Source organism: Mycobacteroides franklinii, assembly GCF_001853795.1.
In the GTDB taxonomy this organism is placed as follows: domain Bacteria; phylum Actinomycetota; class Actinomycetes; order Mycobacteriales; family Mycobacteriaceae; genus Mycobacterium; species Mycobacterium franklinii.
In genome coordinates this window covers 1,228,226-1,247,831 of the sequence record NZ_MLIK01000019.1, presented here as the reverse complement: position 1 = coordinate 1,247,831, position 19,606 = coordinate 1,228,226, and the positions used below count along the sequence as shown (strand labels likewise).

The 19,606-nt window shown below is 63.6% G+C and carries 17 protein-coding genes; 8 read left to right on the top strand and 9 right to left on the bottom strand.

Features of this window, described 5'->3' with window-relative positions; all coding sequences use genetic code 11:
- Positions 1-12 precede the first annotated feature (12 nt).
- The 4 genes from BKG76_RS13725 to BKG76_RS13710 all read right to left on the bottom strand — a co-directional run bounded on the left by BKG76_RS13725 (position 13) and on the right by BKG76_RS13710 (position 5,596).
- A complete protein-coding gene (locus BKG76_RS13725; protein ID WP_236737598.1) occupies positions 13-1,008 on the bottom strand; it encodes a GNAT family N-acetyltransferase in 996 nt (331 codons plus the stop codon).
- Between the two features lie 116 nt (positions 1,009-1,124).
- Positions 1,125-2,120: a hypothetical protein gene (locus BKG76_RS13720; protein ID WP_407937660.1), complete on the bottom strand. Its 996-nt coding sequence runs from the start codon at positions 2,118-2,120 to the stop codon at positions 1,125-1,127.
- A gap of 105 nt (positions 2,121-2,225) precedes the next feature.
- Complete coding sequence (locus tag BKG76_RS13715; RefSeq protein ID WP_070938117.1) at positions 2,226-2,636, bottom strand: DUF6188 family protein; 411 nt, start codon at positions 2,634-2,636, stop codon at positions 2,226-2,228.
- 119 nt (positions 2,637-2,755) lie between these two features.
- A complete protein-coding gene (locus tag BKG76_RS13710; RefSeq protein ID WP_083338036.1) occupies positions 2,756-5,596 on the bottom strand; it encodes an aminotransferase class I/II-fold pyridoxal phosphate-dependent enzyme in 2,841 nt (946 codons plus the stop codon).
- Between the two features lie 158 nt (positions 5,597-5,754).
- Here BKG76_RS13710 and BKG76_RS13705 point away from each other — a divergent pair, with 158 nt between their 5' ends.
- Positions 5,755-6,939, top strand: coding sequence for an alpha/beta hydrolase family protein (locus BKG76_RS13705; RefSeq protein WP_070938116.1), 1,185 nt, complete (start codon positions 5,755-5,757; stop codon positions 6,937-6,939).
- Here the strand turns inward: BKG76_RS13705 and BKG76_RS13700 are convergent.
- The 3 genes from BKG76_RS13700 to BKG76_RS13690 form a co-directional block, all read right to left on the bottom strand.
- Positions 6,936-7,838 carry a class I SAM-dependent methyltransferase gene (locus BKG76_RS13700; protein WP_070938115.1) on the bottom strand — a complete coding sequence of 301 codons (903 nt, stop codon included), beginning with the start codon at positions 7,836-7,838 and terminating at the stop codon, positions 6,936-6,938. The genes BKG76_RS13705 and BKG76_RS13700 overlap by 4 nt on opposite strands.
- Before the next feature lie 64 nt (positions 7,839-7,902).
- Positions 7,903-9,444, bottom strand: a complete 1,542-nt coding sequence (locus tag BKG76_RS13695) for a sugar transferase (protein WP_236737572.1) — start codon at positions 9,442-9,444, stop codon at positions 7,903-7,905.
- 621 nt (positions 9,445-10,065) lie between these two features.
- Entirely contained in the window at positions 10,066-11,004 is a 939-nt protein-coding gene (locus BKG76_RS13690; RefSeq protein ID WP_070938114.1) for an oxygenase MpaB family protein, read from the bottom strand.
- 68 nt (positions 11,005-11,072) lie between these two features.
- Here BKG76_RS13690 and BKG76_RS13685 point away from each other — a divergent pair, with 68 nt between their 5' ends.
- On the top strand, positions 11,073-11,675 hold the full coding sequence (locus BKG76_RS13685; RefSeq protein ID WP_070939217.1) for a TetR/AcrR family transcriptional regulator: 603 nt from the start codon (positions 11,073-11,075) through the stop codon (positions 11,673-11,675).
- Here the strand turns inward: BKG76_RS13685 and BKG76_RS13680 are convergent.
- Entirely contained in the window at positions 11,665-12,246 is a 582-nt protein-coding gene (locus tag BKG76_RS13680; RefSeq protein ID WP_070939216.1) for a VOC family protein, read from the bottom strand. The two genes, BKG76_RS13685 and BKG76_RS13680, sit on opposite strands and share 11 nt — an antisense overlap.
- Before the next feature lie 138 nt (positions 12,247-12,384).
- Here BKG76_RS13680 and BKG76_RS13675 point away from each other — a divergent pair, with 138 nt between their 5' ends.
- The 6 genes from BKG76_RS13675 to BKG76_RS13650 all read left to right on the top strand — a co-directional run bounded on the left by BKG76_RS13675 (position 12,385) and on the right by BKG76_RS13650 (position 19,143).
- Entirely contained in the window at positions 12,385-12,996 is a 612-nt protein-coding gene (locus BKG76_RS13675; protein ID WP_070939215.1) for a TetR/AcrR family transcriptional regulator, read from the top strand.
- A complete protein-coding gene (locus BKG76_RS13670) occupies positions 12,997-14,118 on the top strand; it encodes an alpha/beta hydrolase (RefSeq protein WP_070938113.1) in 1,122 nt (373 codons plus the stop codon).
- Positions 14,097-15,050 carry a 2-hydroxyacid dehydrogenase gene (locus BKG76_RS13665; RefSeq protein ID WP_070938112.1) on the top strand — a complete coding sequence of 318 codons (954 nt, stop codon included), beginning with the start codon at positions 14,097-14,099 and terminating at the stop codon, positions 15,048-15,050. Before BKG76_RS13670 ends, BKG76_RS13665 begins: the two co-directional genes overlap by 22 nt.
- A 78-nt stretch (positions 15,051-15,128) precedes the next feature.
- Positions 15,129-15,980 (top strand): SDR family oxidoreductase, encoded by an 852-nt coding sequence (locus BKG76_RS13660; RefSeq protein WP_070938111.1) that lies wholly within the window; start codon positions 15,129-15,131, stop codon positions 15,978-15,980.
- Between the two features lie 15 nt (positions 15,981-15,995).
- Positions 15,996-18,179, top strand: coding sequence for an acyl-CoA dehydrogenase (locus BKG76_RS13655; RefSeq protein ID WP_070938110.1), 2,184 nt, complete (start codon positions 15,996-15,998; stop codon positions 18,177-18,179).
- Positions 18,169-19,143 (top strand): alpha/beta fold hydrolase, encoded by a 975-nt coding sequence (locus tag BKG76_RS13650; RefSeq protein ID WP_070938109.1) that lies wholly within the window; start codon positions 18,169-18,171, stop codon positions 19,141-19,143. Before BKG76_RS13655 ends, BKG76_RS13650 begins: the two co-directional genes overlap by 11 nt.
- Here the strand turns inward: BKG76_RS13650 and BKG76_RS13645 are convergent.
- Positions 19,140-19,604, bottom strand: coding sequence for an SRPBCC family protein (locus BKG76_RS13645; protein ID WP_070938108.1), 465 nt, complete (start codon positions 19,602-19,604; stop codon positions 19,140-19,142). The two genes, BKG76_RS13650 and BKG76_RS13645, sit on opposite strands and share 4 nt — an antisense overlap.
- Positions 19,605-19,606: the final 2 nt, after the last annotated feature.

The following is a 19,606-nucleotide window of genomic DNA, read 5'->3' as shown; positions in this document are numbered from 1 at the left end:
GTTCTTGGTATGTCAGAACTGCTTCATCAAACTGACCGAGCGATTGGCCTCCGTGAACCCCAACCCCTCATAAAGGGACACGGCACCCGTAGGGCTGTCCGCGTCCACCTCGAGGATGGCCCGCGCAAACCCTTCGTTTTTGTAGGCGCGCATGGCGTGCGTCAACAACGCCTGCGCAAGTTTGCGCCCGCGCCAGTCACGGCGAACACCTAGCAAGTGGATGAATCCGAACGAGCCGCCGTTGGCCTCCCACTCCTCCTCGTTGACATCACTGAGGAGATAGGCGACGACGGTATCGTGTCCCGTGGCATCGCGTGCGACCGCGACGTACGAGAGATCGGCGCGGAAGGCACCGAGCCTGTGGTCCGATTCCCAGTCCTCACGAGTTTCCGGCTGGCTACCCCAATGGTCACGGAACGCCTCGTTGTGCGCGTCTCGGGTCGGTTCGGACCACTCAGGTCCATAGGTCTCGATCCGCACGCCGGGGGAAAGGCCGATCTCCGGGATGGGTTGACCGAGATCGCGCACCAGCTCATACCACCACCTCACCGATTCAAACCCGTTGCGGTGGAACAAATCGGTCGTCCAGACAGCGTGCTCCTCCGCGAAACCGGCGAGCCATCCGGGCAGGCATTCATCCGATTCCGCGAGATGCTGTAGACCCCGCTGCTCCTGCCAGCGGAGCACGCTGGTCCCGATTCCTTCACGACGGCGATCGGGATGCACGGTGCCGTCGAGCGTCACCCATACGACGGTTTCGTTGCTGGACTTCACCGTTGCCGAACCGAATGCCACGGCCCGCCCCGACGGGTCGAGCGCCATCACCGAGTCGAGTTCCGGATCAAAGTCCTCGTCATCGAATTCTTCTTCGAGCTCGTCCATCATGACCAGACTCGTGGGGTGGTCAACGGCGCCTGCTGCTCGCCAGAGCTCGAAGAGGGCGGGTATGTCCTTCTTGCTTGCCCGGCGCCACGTCAAATCGGTGCCAGCCGAGGGCATTTCCACCATCACAGGGGGGTCGACTCGTTCGCTCAGCCGGACCAGGGCAGCTTGCACCTCGGGGGACGCCATAGGTCCAACCTATTTCCCACCCCGAAAAAACCGCAACGGATTAACGGCTACAACTACGCATGACCAGCCTTCGCGGGCTTGGCCGGCGCACTCGGCTTCTTCGCACCGATGTCGCCGAAGGCCTTCTTGACGGCCCCGCCCAACCCACTCATCAGGTTCGGTTGCTTGGTCTTCGTGGACGTACTCGGGTCGGGTTTCGACGCCAGCACCGGGGGCGAGCCCGGTAGCGACGTCTGCTGCTTCGGCTTTGTGTTCGTCTGAACCGCAGTGGTTTTCACCGGAGCCACGGCTGACTTCACGTCAGGTTTTGCGGCCACCGCCGGCGTGATCGGGATCGGCTTGGTCAGCGCGTCACGGATCGGCGCGATCGATTCGGAGACCGTGGTCGAGACCGCTTGCCCCGCCGCCTGCACGGCCTTCCCGACATTCCCGGTGGCGCCCAGTGCCGTCAGGAAGGCGTTGGGCACTCGGGTGACGATCAGTGTGAGCTGTTCTGTGGCATGGAAAGCCACCGCCCAAAAGACCGCCGTCACGCGCACGGCGGCTGCCTCCAATGGCGTATGTACCGCCGGAAACGGCTCCGGGCCCGTGGGATTGTTCAACGCGGCGAACAGATCAGAACGCGCCTGCCCGAGCGCTCCGGGCAGGCTGCCGGGTTGCGTCAGCGCCGCCTCACCGATTTGCACCAGACCCACCGCGATCACCTCGGTGCCGAATTCGGTACGCGGCACCACTTGATCCAGGTCGGTGCGGATAAGGCCGGTCCACACGTCGTTGGCCGCCCCGCTCACCGTCGCGCCGCCCGCACCGAGCGCCTGCACCACGGGCTGCCCCGCCTGCAGCTGGGTCAGGAAGGTCCCTGGTGCCTGCAACAGCGCCGCCGGCACCTGGACGGCACCCTGCGCGACAAAGGGGCAGATCAGCGAACAATTCTGCGCCTGGTTGGCCAAGAACTGCGTGATCAGCGCACCAGGGGCAGGCTGCACCGCCGCCGCCAGGCCGACGTCCAGCCGCGCGCTGCGCTCGGGCACGCCCGGCGGAGCATTCACTCCGACAGAAGTAGCCAGTACCGCTGTCGCACATGCCGCCGCGATGAGCCTCACGCACTAACCACGAACCAACCCTCCCTTGGGTTCGATCGCGGCGAAAACCGGTTAGGCCCCGGCTTCCTCCGGCACATCGTGGCGCACCACGCGGACCTTGCCGCGCGGCAAGCTGGCCACGTATCCGTGGTACTTGCCATAGATCTCCCACGCCGTGTCGAAGTCGTGATGGGGCACGTCGATCACGTGGTCGTCGGAGAACTCCATGTGCAAATCGCCTTTGTCGTTCCACCTGGCCTCGGTACATGTAGAACCCGAGATACTGAAGAGCGGACGCTCCTCATCCAGGATTGCCTTCGGATCGACGCACACGATTTCCCGTGGCCACTTCCCCGCCGGGGGAAGCGTCAGCCACATCGGCACGGCGATAACCACCTCGTTGTAGTCACCCAGGCTGATGACCAATCCGTCACGGAACATGATCCGCTGGACTGGACAGGCCTCAATCCATGCTTCGGACATATCTTCACTCTGAACCCGCCCCCTCAGCTAGCACAAGGGGTTGACGGCACAAGTTTTATTGTCGAAACTAGTCGAAACGTAAACGTTATTTGTGCTGCCCACGGACCCGCGGGCAGCCCTCAGTTCTGCTTGGCTTTCACACCGTTCCCGGGTTCTCCCGCAGCCTTGTCTGCCTTGGCCGATTTGTGCGGGACGGCTTGCACCACCACCGCTTTCGGGGCCAGCACTGGCTGCGAGATCATCTCGATGGCCTTGTCCGTGTAGACGCGATAGCCGAAGTCCGGTTGGTATCCATGGATTTCCGGGGTGTCCAGCGTCCTGATGAAGCTCAGGATCTCTCGGCTGAACACCTGCCCGGGCACCAGCACGGGGAATCCCGGCGGATAGGGCGTCACAAAGGTCGCCGACACCACATCCCCACCGGCGTCGAGCTTTTCCACGATCTGCGCGTCACTGAGGTACTCGCAATTGGTGTCGGTGTACGAGAGGTAGAAGGCCTTGCGCACATCGCCCTCGGGGGTCTGCCCGGAACCGCTGTGGTCCAGGAACGCGGGGTGAAATCCGCTGAAGTTGGGCATCGCCGCGCTCTTGGCGGTCAGCCGGTGCACGCGCTGCTCAAAGCGGGCCCGCTCCTCGATTCCCATCTCCCCGATGCGCTCGTCGAGCTCGCGCGCGATCTTGACCAACACCTCCACCAGGAAGGCCACCGAACTGCGGGTGGTACCGATGTTCGTCATGAACAGCACGGTGTTTCGTGAGGTCTTGTTGATCTGCACCCCGTGCCGGTCCATCAGCTGATCACGCTTGAACTCGTCACCATCGTAGCCGGTGTGCCCGATTGACAGCGTGATGCGCGACGGGTCCAACACGAATTCATCAGCAGCCCAGGCTGATTCCATGTTCTTCAGGCCGGAGCGCAGCGGTTGGGCGATATGCGACGGACGGAAGTCATCGGGGATCAGGTCCGAGGTCCGCAGGCAGGCCATGTACTTGCTGAGCAGCGGGTGGTTGTCGATGGCGTCACGCAGCTGCATGGCATTCTCAATCTGCCGCTGCACCAACTCAACCCCCTCGAGAGCCACCTGCCGGCGGCCCAGATCCAGCGAGGCCAGAATCTGGTAGTTCGGGGAGGTCGAGGTATGCGCCATGTACGCCTCGTGGAATGCCTCGGAGACCTTCTGGTCGAAGTCCTGGTCGTACACATGGATCATCGATCCCTGTCGCAGCGAGGTCAGGGTCTTGTGGGTGGACTGCGTCGCGTACACCCGCACCCTGGCCTTGGCCGGGTCCGCCATGAGCCGCCGGTTCAGCAAGTCCTCATCGGTCGGCGGTGTAGCGATCTCGGCCTTGAGGTATTCCTCATATCGCTTGCCGTAGTCCTTGTCCTGCAATCTTTCCCGGAGTTTGCGCGCCGACGCCATCGCGGTGCGGTTCCGGTACACGGGGTGGAAACGCGCGAATGCGAACCACGCCTCGTCCCACAGGAACACCAGGTCCGGCTTGATGGCCAGACATTCCTCCATCACCCGTTGCACGTCGTAGACGATGCCGTCGAAGGTGCAGTTCGTCAGGGAGATCATCTTGACCCGGTCGAGCTTGCCGGCCCGTTTGAGCGCCAACAGCTTTGACTTGATCTCACGCAGGGGCACCGCACCGTACATCGAATAGTCGACCAGCGGATAGGCCTCCAGGTAGATGACATTGGCGCCGGCCATCATCATCCCGTAGTGATGCGACTGGTGGCAGTTGCGGTCCAGCAGCACGATATCTCCGGGCGCCACCAGGGACTGCGTGACGATCTTGTTGGCGGTCGAGGTGCCGTTGGTGACGAAGAAACTGTGCCGCGAACCGTACGCCTCGGCGGCCAGCTGCTGCGCCTCGCGCAGCGGTCCGGTCGGTTCCAGCAGCGAGTCCAGCCCGCCGCAGGTCGCCGACGTCTCGGCCATGAACACGTCCAGTCCGTAGAAGCTGACCATGTCTTTGATCCAGTGCGAGTTGACAATTGACTTGCCCTGGGAAATCGGCAGCGCGTGGAAGACACCTGTTGGACGGTGGCTGTACTGCTTGAGCGCACTGAAGAACGGCGTCCGATAACGCGCGGCCACACCTTGCAGAATCGACAGGTGCAGTTCGAGCACGCCTTCACGCGCATGGAACACCCGGCGGAAGTACAGGCCCACGCGGCCGGCGATGTCCTCGACCTCGATCTCGGTCATCAGGTAGAGGTCCATCTCGGGCCGCAGGTCGGCCAGTGAAGTCGCCAGAATCTGGGCACGCTCATCGGGTGACTGGTGATCGGCCAGCTCATCGGAGATGTGGGTGTCCACGAACTCCGACAGGGACGACAGGTCGCGGGCTGAGCGGTGCGAGAACCGGCGACGCACCACCGCGGCCTGCAGGTTGACGTTGAGCCGGGCGGCGATCAGCGCCTCATCCCCACTGGACACCACCACCAGCTCGTACACGAACTCGTCGTCCGGGCGGCGCCAGCTGCGTACCTCGTTGCGCAGCGCCCGTTCCTGCGCCTCGGTGAGCGAAGCGACCACGAGAACTTCGAAGTACAGCTGGTCCCGCTTGCCGATGGGCTGCTGCTCGAGCGTGCGGGGATCCACCGGAAACATGTCGGTGTCGTCCAGCCCCGCGTGATCGACGTCCCCGGTTCGATATGACTCGGTGGTCAGCGCCCGGTTGATCCGCGACACCGCCTGCGCAAACTTGTCGTAGGAGCCATTACTGAACAGCCGTTGCACCTTCGCGAACTGCAACGATCCCGGGTACGCCCAATACGGCTCCAGCGGTGTCAGCTTGTCCAGCAGATCTTTGCAGATCGCTGCGTACTGCTCCTTGAGCGCACCGGTGGTGCTGGTCCGGATCAGCCGGTCTGCGGCCTCCTCCAGCCTGCACCACGAGTCTCCGCGGAGCTGCCACACGCTGTTGTATGCACGCGAATTGTCATTCATCGTGGCCCCTTTCGTCGGGGACAAGCCTTGCAGCGCACGACGAACCCTCAGGTGATCTGTGGACGAATGCTGTGCGTCCATCTGGTGACGGCAATCTTGTTGCCTTAGCATTCGCTGTGAGCTAGCAGCGCAGCTAGCACCGTGGCGAAGGGACACTCATGACAGCGGAGCTATCCGAACCCGTGGGACAGCCGCGAATCACCCCGCGACCGGCCCCCACAGCAAGCCCACAGCTGCCCCGCCGCGGCGATCTGACCCTGCGGGAACGCGCGATGATCGAGACCTCAGCTCTCACCGATATCGCACTGCGTACCGTCGGCGCCTTGTCGGTGATGGGCGTCGTGGCGCCGAGCCTCATCGCGGACCGGGAGTTCGTGGCTCGCGAGCGCGACAACCTGGCCTTCTACGGCGAGCTGGCTGCGATGGGCGACGCGGATCTTTCCTTCCCGGAACCGGAGACCACCCCGGTGGTGTTCTCCCGTCCCGCGGGCCCCGTCGCGCAGGCGCTGGCCAAGGGCACCGTGGAGAACTTGGATTTCGAGAGTCCTTACCAGACACGCAATCCCGCCTTTCGGGACTACTGGAAACGCTTCCCGCACAACAGCGTCGCCCGGGCCCAGCATTGGCGTCACGATGACGGCCCCCGCCCCACGCTCTGCGTCATCCACGGCTTCTTCGGATCGCAGTATCTGTTGAACGGGGTGTTCTTCGCCCTCCCCTGGTTCTTCCGCAATGGCTACGACATCTTGTTGTATACCTTGCCTTTTCATGGACGACGAGCCGAGAAGTACTCGCCGTTCAGCGGGGCCGGGTATTTCAGCCACGGATTCACGGGCTTCTCCGAAGCGATGTGTCAGGCCGTGCATGATTTCCGGATCTTCGTGAATTACCTGCGCGGCACCGGCGTGGAGAGGATCGGCCTCACAGGTCTGTCGTTGGGCGGCTACACCACCGGCCTGATCTCTACCGTGGAGCGCCGCATCGATGTGGCTATCCCCAATGTTCCCGTGGTCGATGTGAAATCGCTTCTGCATAGCTGGGTTCCGGCCGAGCCGACAATCAAGCTTGCCGCTAGGCTCGGGCACCTCGATCAGCGCCAGCTGGACGCAGCGCTGTCCTACTCGTCGCCGCTGACGTATCAGCCGGTAGTACCCAAGGAGCGTCGCCTCATCATCACCGGACTCGGCGACCGTCTAGCGCCCCCGGAACAATCCGAAATGCTTTGGGAGCACTGGGATCGCTGCGCGTTGCACTGGTTCCCCGGAAATCACATCCTGCACGTGAATCAGGGTGACTACCTGCATCACATGACCGACTTCCTGGACCGGTATCTGCGCGGCTAAGCCTTGACGGCCGAAACCAGGCTGATCGAGTTGAACATGTACCACGCCGGCTGACTCGGCGCAGGCAATGCGCGACCCGAGAAATTCAGGTAGTCCAACAGCTCGGTGCGCTCCGAATCCCAACCATGGCAACGGAACCAGGTAGCAGCCTCACTGCGTTGCTCGTTGTAGATCAGCGAGAAGAAGTCTGAGTTTGCCTGGTCGCCGCTTTCGTTGGCTCCGGCCACCAGCATGGCGAACACGACGTCGGCATAGGTCGTCATCTGCTCGATGCCCACGAAGCTGCCCGGCGCCGCTAGCTGATCAATCGACTCGAACAGCCGCTCCTGCGCATCTGCCGGTAGGTAGATCAACAGCCCTTCGACAATCCACGCCGACGGCTTCGAAGGATCGAAGCCCTTGTCCTGCAACGCCTTGCCCCAGTCCTCTCGGAGATCGACGGAAATTTCCTGGCGCGCCGCCTTGGGCTCGGCTCCATGCTCCTCGAGCACCTCACGCTTGAACTGATGCACCAAGGGCTGGTCCAGCTCGAAGATTGTGGTCCCCGGGGCCCAGTCGAGCCGGTAGGCCCGTGAGTCCAGTCCAGAGGCCAGGATCACCACCTGTTTGACTCCGGCCTCGATCGCCCTGCCGAAGTACGCATCGAAGTAGCGGGTGCGAGCACCCTGAAAGCTCACGAAGTACTGACCGAATTCCTCCGAACGCAACGGGTGCCCGGGCACACCACCGGCGACCAGCTCGGACCATTCCCCGCCTGCCGCACGACAAAACACCTCCGCATACTGATCTTCCGCCAGCGGTGCGGGTTTCGTGGCCTCGAGAGCCCGGCTGGCCGCTACGAACAAAGCGGTGGAGCCGACGCTTGTGTTGATGTCCCAGTTGTCGCGATCGGTGCGCATGATCGCGACTTTACCCCGCGACTGTGACAACTAGGTTGACATGCATGGGCGTCGGGATGGCGCGCTAGTACGCTCCGTCGCTGCGCACGACCGCGCGGAAGGTGCGCCACAGGATCGACACGTCGGACACCATGGACCAATTCTCGACGTAGGACAGATCCAGGCGCACGGCCTCGTCCCACGGCAGATCGGAACGTCCACTGACCTGCCACAGACCCGTCATACCGGGCTTGACCAGCAGCCGGCGCTTGATCACCTCGGTGTATTCCTCCACCTCACGGCGCAGCGGTGGCCGCGGGCCCACCAGGCTCATCTCGCCGCGCAGCACATTGAACAGCTGGGGCAACTCATCGAGGCTGGTGCGGCGCAGGAACCTGCCCACCGTGGTGACACGCGGATCTTCACGTATCTTGAAAAGTGGTCCGGCACCGTCATTTTGGGCCATCAGCGCGGCCACCATCTGGTCTGCGCCGACCACCATGGAACGGAACTTGATCATGCGGAAGGGCTTGGATCGCACACCGATGCGGTCGGCCGAGTAGAACACCGGTCCGCGCGTTTCCAGCTTCACCGCCAGGGCGCACGCCAACAGAAGGGGGCTGAATCCGATGATGAGCAGAAGCGCGCCGATCCGGTCGAACAACACCTTGTGCAGCCGTGAGGCGCCCTCGTACTGGGGTTCGGCCAGGTGGATCAGCGGCATCGATCCGGCGGGGCGAACCCGCACCCGAGGCTGGTCGACGTCGAATACGCCGGGCGAGACCAGTAAATCGACCCCGATCTCACTGAGGCGCCACGCCAGTTCACGCATCTTCTCCGGACCGAGCTGTTCGGTAGCGGTCACCGCGACGGTGTCGGCGCCGGCCTCCATCACCCCGGCGACGATGCGCTCCTCCGAACCCAGGATGGGAATCACCCGATCGACGACTTCGATGTTCTGTCCCGGCGCCCCCAGATAGCCCGGAACGCAGACGCCGACAACGCGATACCCGAGCGCGGTGTCCCGCCCGAACGCCTCCGCCAGGTTCAGCGCCGCGGTGTCGCCGCCGAGCACCACCACCTTGAAGATCTGCTTTCCACGGGCGCGCTGCCTGTTGAGCCACAGCCGACTGAGCTTTCGGTTGAGCAGCAGGAACACGATTCCGACGATGAGGGACATTCCCAACGCGAAACGCGAGACATTGAACTTGAACAGCACGCTCACGATGGCGAACAGACCGAACATGTGGAAGGTCGCGCGCAGCACCCGCTGGTACTCCTCGCCGCCGCTGCCCATCAGATGGGGATCACGGCTGCGATAGACGCCCAACAGCAGAGCCCAGTAGCCAAAGAAGACGACTCTGACCCAGAGCTCAGCGGGCGTCATCGGGTTCGTGGCGTTACGCAGCTCAATCCACGTCCAGCCGGCGGCTGCCACGATCGTTGAGTCCGTGATCAGTAGCCACCGACCGTAAAGATCTCCCCAGTGGGTCGCGCGGTGTCCTGCCGACATCTGTCCGACCGCGGTGTGCGATCTGCGTGATCGCCGGATGCTGCCAACGCGGCCCCGCAACCGAGTGGGCGCTGAGGATCCCTCATCCACCGCGACCACAGGCACGTCCTCCATCACCAAACAACATCAGCAAATCAGCAGAACAGCTCGTGTCATGGCGTTCAGGACGCGGAAGACTCTGCGCAGTCCTGCTATGACAACCCTCGCGCGAACACTCCGGACGAGCGGCGACGTCAAAGATGTAACGCCCGTTACCCAGTTTGTTCGAAAGGGAATCTATCCAGAGAATCATCGACTGGCAACACGAGAATCCCAACGGCCTGCAATTGTGACCAGACTCACGGAGGCGGTGGGTAAATGTACAGATTGTTCTTAACTGGCGACGACCCCACGCCCACTTCAATGCCTTTGAACTGCATAAACAGTGCAAGGGCCGCGAACGCAACAAAACTTCACCCTGTACAAATTAGCTACTACAGGCGTCGTGCTGCGATCTTCCAGCAATGGAAATACCTACGGATGGACGCATCCGTGCAACATCCTCGACACAATGGGGCTGGCCTCAACCGACGACCGGAACACCAGCAGACGGCCAGCACGTGGTTCAAGCAGGTTTTGCCCAGAAGTGGCAGATGATTCCAATACGTCTGGTAACACACATTAATCACATGGTCACAGATGGAATGTGGACTGTGTCACACCGCTAACTGGATACGTTTGTTAGCCCAATATGGCTCAGACCAGCGGGCGGCCGGTGCGGATACGCCAGTCGAGATCGAGCATCAAGGCGTTGAACGGGAAGCGGCGCAAACCGTTGGGCAGCAGACGGCTGGCCAACCCGAGCAGCGCGACGAGTCCCCGGAACATTCGCTCGCGAGCAGGGCTCCACGGCAGTCTCATCTCGTCCCGGAACCGTTGCGGCAAGAATCCCGTGGAGATCAACCGCGAGAAGGCACCCACCGGCCGACGCATGAACTTCGGCACCGCGATGGATGCCGAGATGATCCGATACAGGTACGGCCGCACATGATCGTCGATGTGCACCAGTTCCAATGACTGCTGCCAATACTCGTCGAACTCGGTACACGACTTCGGCCACATCGCCAGCGGCATCTGCAAGGTGGTGCCCATAACGGCCCCGTCCTGTAAGCACCGTTCGGCCATCTCGCCGGTCAACGGTCCCACGAATGCCTCGTACACGTCGACGAATCCCTTGTAGAGGCAGATCGCCACCCACTTCTGCAGCTCCGGATCAAAGGCGTTGTACTGCACCTTGTCCCCCCGCTCCGAATGCACCCGCGCATGAGAGCGATTGGTCGCCTTTCGGAACGCCGCCTTCTGCTCTGGACTGCCCAGTGCCGACACCGCCAAGAAGGTGAAGGTGGTCCTGGCTCGCTTGATGGGATGCACATCGGCACGGCCACTTTCCACCTTGCTATCGACCACGCCGTATCCGACACCCGGACGTGCCAGCTGCATGACGATATTGGCCGGGCCCGCCAATAGGGCCAAGCCCATCAGGTTGTCGCCCATGGTGGGCTGCCGTCGCCAGGACCACCAGGGCGACAAACCCGCCGCGGGCGGGACCGGCTCGTTACGACGGCTCCGCGTGCCGGGACCCCCGTCGTCCGATAGCTGCCCTTCGACTCCCGGCACCTGCTCGATAGTCACCATTGACCCCTTGTATTTGCGAACGCTTGTTCTCAAATATCGTTCAACGGACGGCTACCTGTCAAGATGTTCTGGTGACGTCATCGCGGGTATACGGAGGCGTCCAGGCCCCTGACCGCCAGGCAGAACGGCGGAATCGACTCCTGGACGCCGGCCTGGACCTGCTCACCTCTGGTCCGGCACCTAATCTGACGGTCCGCGGCCTGTGCAAGCACGCGGGCGTGGTCGCCCGATACTTCTACGAGAGCTTCACCGATCTCGATCAGCTCAGCGCCGAGGTATTCGACAGGGCCATCGGCCACGTCGCGTCGACCACCCAGCAGGCTGTCGACACCGCACCCCTGCGCGACAAGACCGCGGCCGGTATCGCCAACCTCGTCCACATCATCGAAGCGGACCCGCGCATCGGGTCGCTGATGTTCGGCCACAATCCGGCCAATTCGGTGATTGCCGACAGGCGCTACGCGGCCTGGGACCTCTTCGCAGGCCTGTCGGGGCAGCACATGAACAAGACCTATCAGGCGGCCGCGGATGAATCCCTGCGGGCCGCTTCCTACTTCACAGTCGGCGGTGTGGGGCACACGCTTGCCGCCTGGGTCTCCGGGCAGCTCAAGCTCACCAGCACCGAACTCGTCCGGGTCCTCACCGAGCTGCTGGAGCCAGTCAGGCGGTAGCCACCTCGCGCGGGCTGCGCTCCGCCGCGGTCTTCGGCGCAACGCTTACGTCCGCTGCCGTAAACTCCTTTGTCCAACAAGCAAACTCGAGGGTAATTCCATCGGGGTCCAGGAAGTAGAACGAGCGCACGTACACGCCCGGGTGCAGTTCCCTCGATACCTGAAACTCACTCTCGTCATGATTGAGGATGGGCCCCACCCGCACGCCCTTGGCCTTGAGCTTGACGCGGTACTCGTCGAACTTCTCAGCAGGTACGTGCAGCGAGATGTGGTTCATGGAGCTCACAGCGCTCACAATGTCGCCGATCCCCGGAATCGCCTCCGGGGCCGATATCCCGGGCACACCGTCCGGAGCATCCTTGAACCAGAAGAAGGCCAAGCAGTCGCCGCCGCCGGCATCGAAGAAGAAGTGCTGCCCCTGCCCCATCGGCAGATCGAGCGACTTGATGAGCGGCATGCCCAGCACGTTGGAGTAGAAGTCCACAGTGCGTGCCATATCCGAACACACAAGCGCCACATGGTTAAACCCGCCGAACTCAAATTCAGAGTTGGGGTTGTTCGGCTTGATCATCGTCATGGGGAGCCTCCTTGATCCGACCGCATGACTACCTTGCGTTGTACGCTAATCTGAATCTAACATCAGATTCAGAAACGGGTCAATACCCATCGGCAACGTGAGCGCGAGCATGCTCGCCAGAGGGAGGTGAGCGTGGTCCAACCCACCGTGCGGGGCCGTCAAACCCAGGCCGCCATCGACGAAGCCGCACGAACGGTGATCGCCCGCAAAGGAATTCTTGCCACCACCGTCGCCGATATCGCCGCCGAAGCAGGCCGGTCCACGGCGTCGTTCTACAACTACTACGACTCAAAAGAGGCGATGGTCGCGCAATGGGCCATGCGATTTCGCACCGAGGCGCAGGAGCGCGTCTCTTCGCTGGTCGCGGAGCCACGAGCCCAGACGGATAAGCAGCGCGCACGCGATATCGCCACCGCGCACTGGCTCACCTGGCGCCATCAACTGGCCGAGATGATCAGCGTGTCGCAGATGGCCATGATCAGTGCCGAGTTCGCTGATTTCTGGAACCAAATATGTTCCGAACCAATCGATTTCCTCACCACCACCATCAAACGTGCACAACGTGACGGATACAGCCCCGGCAATGATCCGCACCTCATGGCGACCGCGATCGTCTCGATGATGAACCAATTCGCCTACAACCAGCTCAGCCAGGGCAATGCCGCCACCGTCGACGACGATGCCTGCATCGACACCCTGGCCGGAATCTGTTACCGCGCCATCTATTCCAAGGAGGTCTGCTGAATGCCCACCGAAGTGACCGTCGAGCGAGAGTTCATCGGACTGCCCTCGCCGACCGCGGGGCGTAACGGCGCCGGCGGGCATCCATGCCAGGGCCTGTATCACCGGGCCGCAGGCACCAAACCCAAGATCGCCTTCATCGCCACCCACTACCAAATCGACTTCTCCGAGCACTACATCGCCGAATACCTGGCCCGGCACGGGTATGGATTCCTGGGCTGGAACACCCGATTCCGGGGATTCGAAAGCCAGTTCCTGCTCGATCACGCCCTAGTCGACGTCGGCGCCGGTGTGCGTTGGCTGCACGAACGAGCCGGAGTGGAAACCGTACTCCTGCTGGGTAATTCGGGAGGAGGGTCACTCATGGCGGCCTATCAGTCTCAAGCGTCCGCACCCAAGGTGACACCGCTGGACGGCATGCGCCCCGCGGAGGGGCTGGACAGCCTGCCCGCCGCCGCCGGGTACGTCGCCACGGCCGCGCACCTGGGACGCCCCGACGTACTCACGGACTGGATGGACGCCTCGGTGATCGACGAAAGCGATCCGGCCTCCACCGACCCCGCCCTCGATCTGTTCAACGAGGCGAACGGACCGGCCTACTCCCCCGAATTCGTCGCCAAATACCGTGCGGGACAGGCGGCACGCAATCACCGGATCACCGCGTGGGCGCTCGACGAGCTCGCACGCGTACGCGCGGCGGGGTTCAGCGACCGGGCCTTCACCGTGCACCGCACCTGGGCCGACCCACGCATGGTCGACCCCACGCTGGAGCCCACCAAGCGTCCCGCGAACCTGTGCTACGCCGGTGTTCCGGTGAAGGCCAACCGCTCCACGTTCGGGATCGGTTGCGCCACCACGCTGAAGAACTGGCTCGGCATGTGGAGCCTGTCGCACGCACAGACCCGTGCCGAACCACACCTGGCCGACGTCACCGTCCCGGCACTGGTCATCAACGCCGACGGTGACACCGGGGTCTTCCCCTCGGACGCACGGCGGATCTACGACGCACTGGGCTCGGCCGACAAGTCTCAGGCGACCGTCGATGCCGACCACTACTTCCAGAACCCCGGGGCCCGCCAGGAGCAGGCCGATACCATCGCGGAATGGGCAAGCACACGGTGGTGAGAGTTCTCGCCCATTTTCCCGGCGGTCCTCGGGTCCGTGAACAGCTTGCACCGCATGCCGATTGGCTCGACGTGCACTTTTGCGCCGAAGATGACGACGACACCTTCTACGCCGAACTGCCGCAGGCCGAGGTGCTGTGGCATGTGCTGCGTCCGCTGTCCGCGGACGACGTGGCGCGGGGCGAACGGCTACGGCTGATCCACAAGTTCGGCGCGGGGGTCAACACCATCGCCCTGGAGGCCGCAGGGGAGCACGGGGTGGCCGTCGCCAACATGCCGGGCGCCAACGCGCCCTCGGTCGCCGAGGGCGCACTGCTGCTGATGTTGGCGGCACTGCGGCAGCTGCCACGACTGGACCGCGAGATTCGCACCGGTCACGGCTGGCCCACCGACCAGTCCCTCGGCGAGACGGTGCGCGATATCGGCTCGTGCACAGTCGGATTGGTGGGATACGGCAACATCGCCAAGACACTCGAGCGCATCCTGTTGGCGATGGGCTCCACCGTGCTGCACACCAGCACCCGCAACGACGGCACCGACGGCTGGCGCAGCCTGGAAGATCTGCTGACCAGCAGCGATATCGTCTCGCTGCATCTGCCGCTGACCGAGTCCAGCACCAACCTGCTCGATGCCACGGCGCTATCCCAGATGAGGCCCGGATCGGTGTTGGTGAATACCTCACGCGGAGCCGTTGTCGACGAGGCGGCGCTGGTCAATGCGCTCCGGCAGGGTCCACTCGGCGCGGCCGGTCTCGATGTCTTTGCACAAGAGCCCGTTTCATCGGACAACCCGCTGCTCTCGCTGCCGAATGTGGTGCTCACGCCGCACGTCACCTGGTTCACCGCGGACACCATGACGCGCTACCTGGACCACGCGATCGACAACTGTCGGCGTATACAAGAGGGGATGCCGCTAGCTGACCGCGTGCGTTAGGCTAGCGCCCGAAGATTTACACTAGGCGGAATTCGTAAAGATTCGTACAACGGATACCACAATGGCGTGGGAGGACGAATGGGAACAGCCGTACAGCTCGCAGGCAAGGTCGTCGCCATCACCGGCGGAGCCCGGGGAATCGGTCGGGCCATCGCCACGGCATTCGCAGCCGAAGGTGCGAAGGTCGCGATCGGCGATATCGACAAGAAGCTGTGTGAGAACACCGCAGCCGAGATCGGCAATGGCACCATCGGCCTGCCGCTGGATGTGACCGACCACGGCAGCTTCGAGGCCTTCCTCGACACCATCGCGGCCACCATCGGCCCCGTCGACGTGATCGTGAACAACGCGGGCATCATGCCCATCACACCGTTCGGGGAAGAATCCCTGGAATCCATCCAGCGCCAGCTCGATATCAACGTGCGCGGCGTCATCTGGGGCAGTCAGCTCGCCGTCGCACGGATGAAGCCGCGTGGCGGTGGCGTGATCGTCAACATCGCGTCAGCGGCGGGCAAGATGGGCGTGCCCGGACTCGCCACCTATTGCGCGACGAAGTGGGCCGTGGTTGGCCTCTGTGAATCACTGACCCTCGAGCTCAAAGATGACAACATCTCCGTTGTCTGTGTGATGCCCGGCGTGGTCAACACCGAACTGGTGGCCGGCCTGGAAAAGCACTGGCTGCTGGGAATCGTTCAGCCCGAAGATATTGCGGCCGGCGTGTTGAAAGCCGTACGCAAGGGAAAGTTCCCCGTCATGGTGCCCAAGAAACTCGGCCCCCTGCTACGGACCACCGCCATGCTGCCCCGATCGCTGTACGGCCCTGCCGCGCGATCACTGGGGATGGACCACTTCATGCTCGACGCCCATGGCACCTCGGCCCGTGCCGCCTACGAAGACCGCGCCAGCCACAGCGAGCCCAGCTCCGAATAGTTAGGAAGCAATCCCATGCCGATCGCCATCAACAGTGAGCATGTAGCACTTGCGGATTCGGCGCATGCGTTCGTCGAGCGCGTTGTGCCCTCCGAGCTGCTCCACGAGACGCTCGAGACACCGTTGCCGTGGCCGCCGCCGTTCTGGAAGGCCGCTGCCGATCAGGGTCTTACCTCCGTTCATCTCGCTGAATCGATTGGTGGCCAGGGGTTTGGCGCGCTTGAACTTGCCATTGTGGTGGCCGAGTTCGGGCGGGGCGCCGTGCCCGGCCCGTTTGTCCCCTCGGTGATCGCGAGTGCGCTCATCAGCGCTCACGACCCTGGCCATCCCCTGCTGAATGATCTGGCCTCTGGCGTGTCCATCGCCACCTTCTCTGCTGGATCATCTTTCACGGCAACGGATTCCGATGGCACTCTGACCGTCGACGGACAAGCGCGTTCAGTGCTGTCCGCCGCATCGGCCGCCTACGTGGTGGCGCCGGCCTCCATCGGCACCGACCGAGTGTGGGTGGTGCTCAGCGCCGATGACGTCACTCTCGACCCGCAACAGAGTGTGGACCCGCTGCGGCCGGTGGCGCATGTGTCGGCACGCGGCGTACAGGTTCGGCCCGATCACGTGCTGACCAACCTCACCGATGCCCGCGCCACGGCCATCATCTCGACGATCATGTCCGCCGAGGCTGTCGGCGTCGCCCGCTGGGCCACGGACTCCGCATCCGAATATGCCAAGGTACGTGAGCAATTCGGGCGCCCCATCGGGCAATTCCAGGCCATCAAACACAAGTGCGCCACCATGGCCGCCGTCACCGAGCGGGCCACCGCCGCCGTGTGGGACGCCGCGCGTGCCCTGGACGATGCCGACGAGGCCGCGGGCGTCGTCGAGTTCGCGGCCGCGGTGGCCGCGACACTGGCGCCGGCAGCAGCCCAGCAGTGCGCGCAGGATTGCATTCAGGTGCACGGCGGTATCGGCTACACCTGGGAGCACGACGCCCACATCTACTACCGAAGGGCACTGGGTCTCAGTGCGGCCCTGGGCCGTTCCGGCGGTGCGCCGGCGACCGTGGTGCGCTCCGCCGTCGAGCACGGACTGCGCAAGGTGGACATCGATCTGGCACCGGAAACCGAGGCCCTCCGCGAGGAGATTCGCGCCGAGGTCGCCGCTCTCAAGGACATCCCGTCAGGGAAACGCAACGCCGCCATTGCCGAAGGCGGATGGGTGTTGCCCTACCTGCCCACGCCGTGGGGGCGCTCCGCGTCTCCCATCGAGCAGGTGATCATCTCCCAGGAGTTCCTCACCGGAAAAGTGCGCCGGCCACAGCTCGGCATCGCGACCTGGCTGGTGCCTTCCATCGTCGCGTATGGCACCGAGGAGCAGAAGGAACGGTTCCTGCCGCCCACATTCCGTGGCGAAATGATGTGGTGCCAGCTGTTTTCCGAGCCCGGCGCCGGATCGGATCTCGCAGGTCTATCCACCAAGGCGGTCAAGGTGGACGGCGGTTGGCGGCTCACCGGTCAGAAGATCTGGACCTCGGTGGCCCAATTCGCCGACTGGGGTGCCTGCCTGGCGCGGACAGACCCCAGCGCCCCTAAACACAACGGCATCACCTACTTCCTCGTCGACATGAAGAGCGAGGGTGTCACCGTTCGACCGCTACGCGAAATGACCGGCGGTGCCCTGTTCAACGAGGTCTTCATCGACGACGTGTTCGTGCCCGATGAGCTGGTAGTGGGCGAGGTCAACCGCGGCTGGGAGGTCAGCCGCAATACGTTGACGGCGGAACGGGTTTCGATCGGCAGTTCCGACCTGCCGTTCCTGGCCAGCCTGGATGACCTGGTGGCCTTCGTCGGCGGGCACGAGCTCAGCGAGGTCGCGCGTGACCGGGCGGGGCAGCTGATCGCCGAGGGGCACGGGGTCAAACTACTGAATCTGCGCTCCACCCTGCTGACCCTCGCCGGTGGCGACCCGATGCCGTCGGCCGCGGTGTCCAAGCTGCTCGGCATGCGCACCGGGCAGGGCTACGCCGAATTCGTGGTGAACCACTTTGGACAAGATGGCGCCATCGGCGATTCCGAGCAGGAGCAGGGCCGGTGGGCGGACTATCTTCTAGCTAGCCGTGCTACCACCATCTACGGCGGCACCTCCGAGGTGCAGCTAAATATCATTGCCGAGCGACTGTTAGGACTGCCGCGTGACCCGTAATTCCGCCACCGAGACCGCGTGGCGTCAGCGCGAAGATTTTTTCACCGCTGCTGACGGCACCCGAATCGGATTCTCCGACACCGGTAACCGCGCGGCCGGCGGTGCAGGCCTGCGCACGGGCGGCTCATCAGCCGTCACCGTGCTGTTCCTGCACGGATGGACCCAGAATCGCGAGGCGTGGGACGACGTGGCGGGTCCGCTGCACGAGCGCCACCCCGAACTGCGGATCATCGCCCTCGACCACCGCGGCCACGGCAAGTCCGATCCGGCGCCCGGGGGCACCGTGAACGTTCGGCAGCTGGCCGCGGACGCTGCCGACTTCATCAACACCGAGATCCCCACGGGGCAGATCGTGATCGTCGGTCACTCGATGGGCGGTATGACCATGATGGGCCTCGGCGAATACCATCCGGACCTGGTGGCCCAGCGGATTTCCGCTGCGGTCTTCGTCGCCACCTCAGCCGGACGGCTCCTGCACCGGCTCCGGGTGGTTCCCCCGGTGTTCACGATCGTCAAGGCGGTCATCCTGGGCGTCGTCGCGCAAGGCTGGTTCCTGCAGCAGGGTTATCTCATGCGCCCCATCATCTCGACGCTGGTATTCGGGCGTGACCCCCGGCCGTATGACGTCGGCCGGGTATGGGACCAGATCCGCTCGGGTACCCCGCGCAGCTACAAGGATGCCGCCGAGAGCATGGTGCTCCATGAGGACCTGACCGAAGGGTTGAGCGCCTACCGTGGCAAGCCCTCCGCGGTACTGGCCGGCGCCCGCGACTTCCTCACTCCGGCGGGCGATTCCCGGATCATCGCGTCCGCCCTGCAGACCAACGAACTGCGCACCTACCCGGGCTCGGGCCACATGCTGCCCAACGAGCGTGCCAGCGAGGTCATCAACGAAGTCGTGACGGTGCTGGAGGCGATCAGCCAGGAGCCGGCCGCGCGGGTTACCAGGGAGTCCGCCGGCTAGCTGTACCGGTTTTGGAGTCGCTGCAAAGTGGCCTCGATCCCACGGGTGTTCGCCTTGATGAAGCCGGGCAATTTGTAGTTCACCAGATTTTGGATCGGCCCGGCATTGCGGAAGTCGAACGTCTCGGTGACGCGGGTGCTGTTCGGCGACAGTGCGACAAACTCCCAGCGCCACCGGTGACCCAGCGGATGGCGCCATTCAACGACCTTGTCGGGATCGAATTCCGTCACGACGCTGGTGATGCGGTACGGAAGACCGAACATCCGCATCCCGGTGGAAAAACGCGACCCCACCTCGAGATGATCAGGCGTACGGATGTTCTGGCCCACAGTGCCCGACCCGTCGAGCTCATGGTGACGCCGCGGGTCCGCGACGATGGCGAACAACTCCGTTACCGGAGCAGACACTTCGACTGACCGGCTGACCTGCTGAGGCCCCGCCTCTACCACCGATACGGACATAT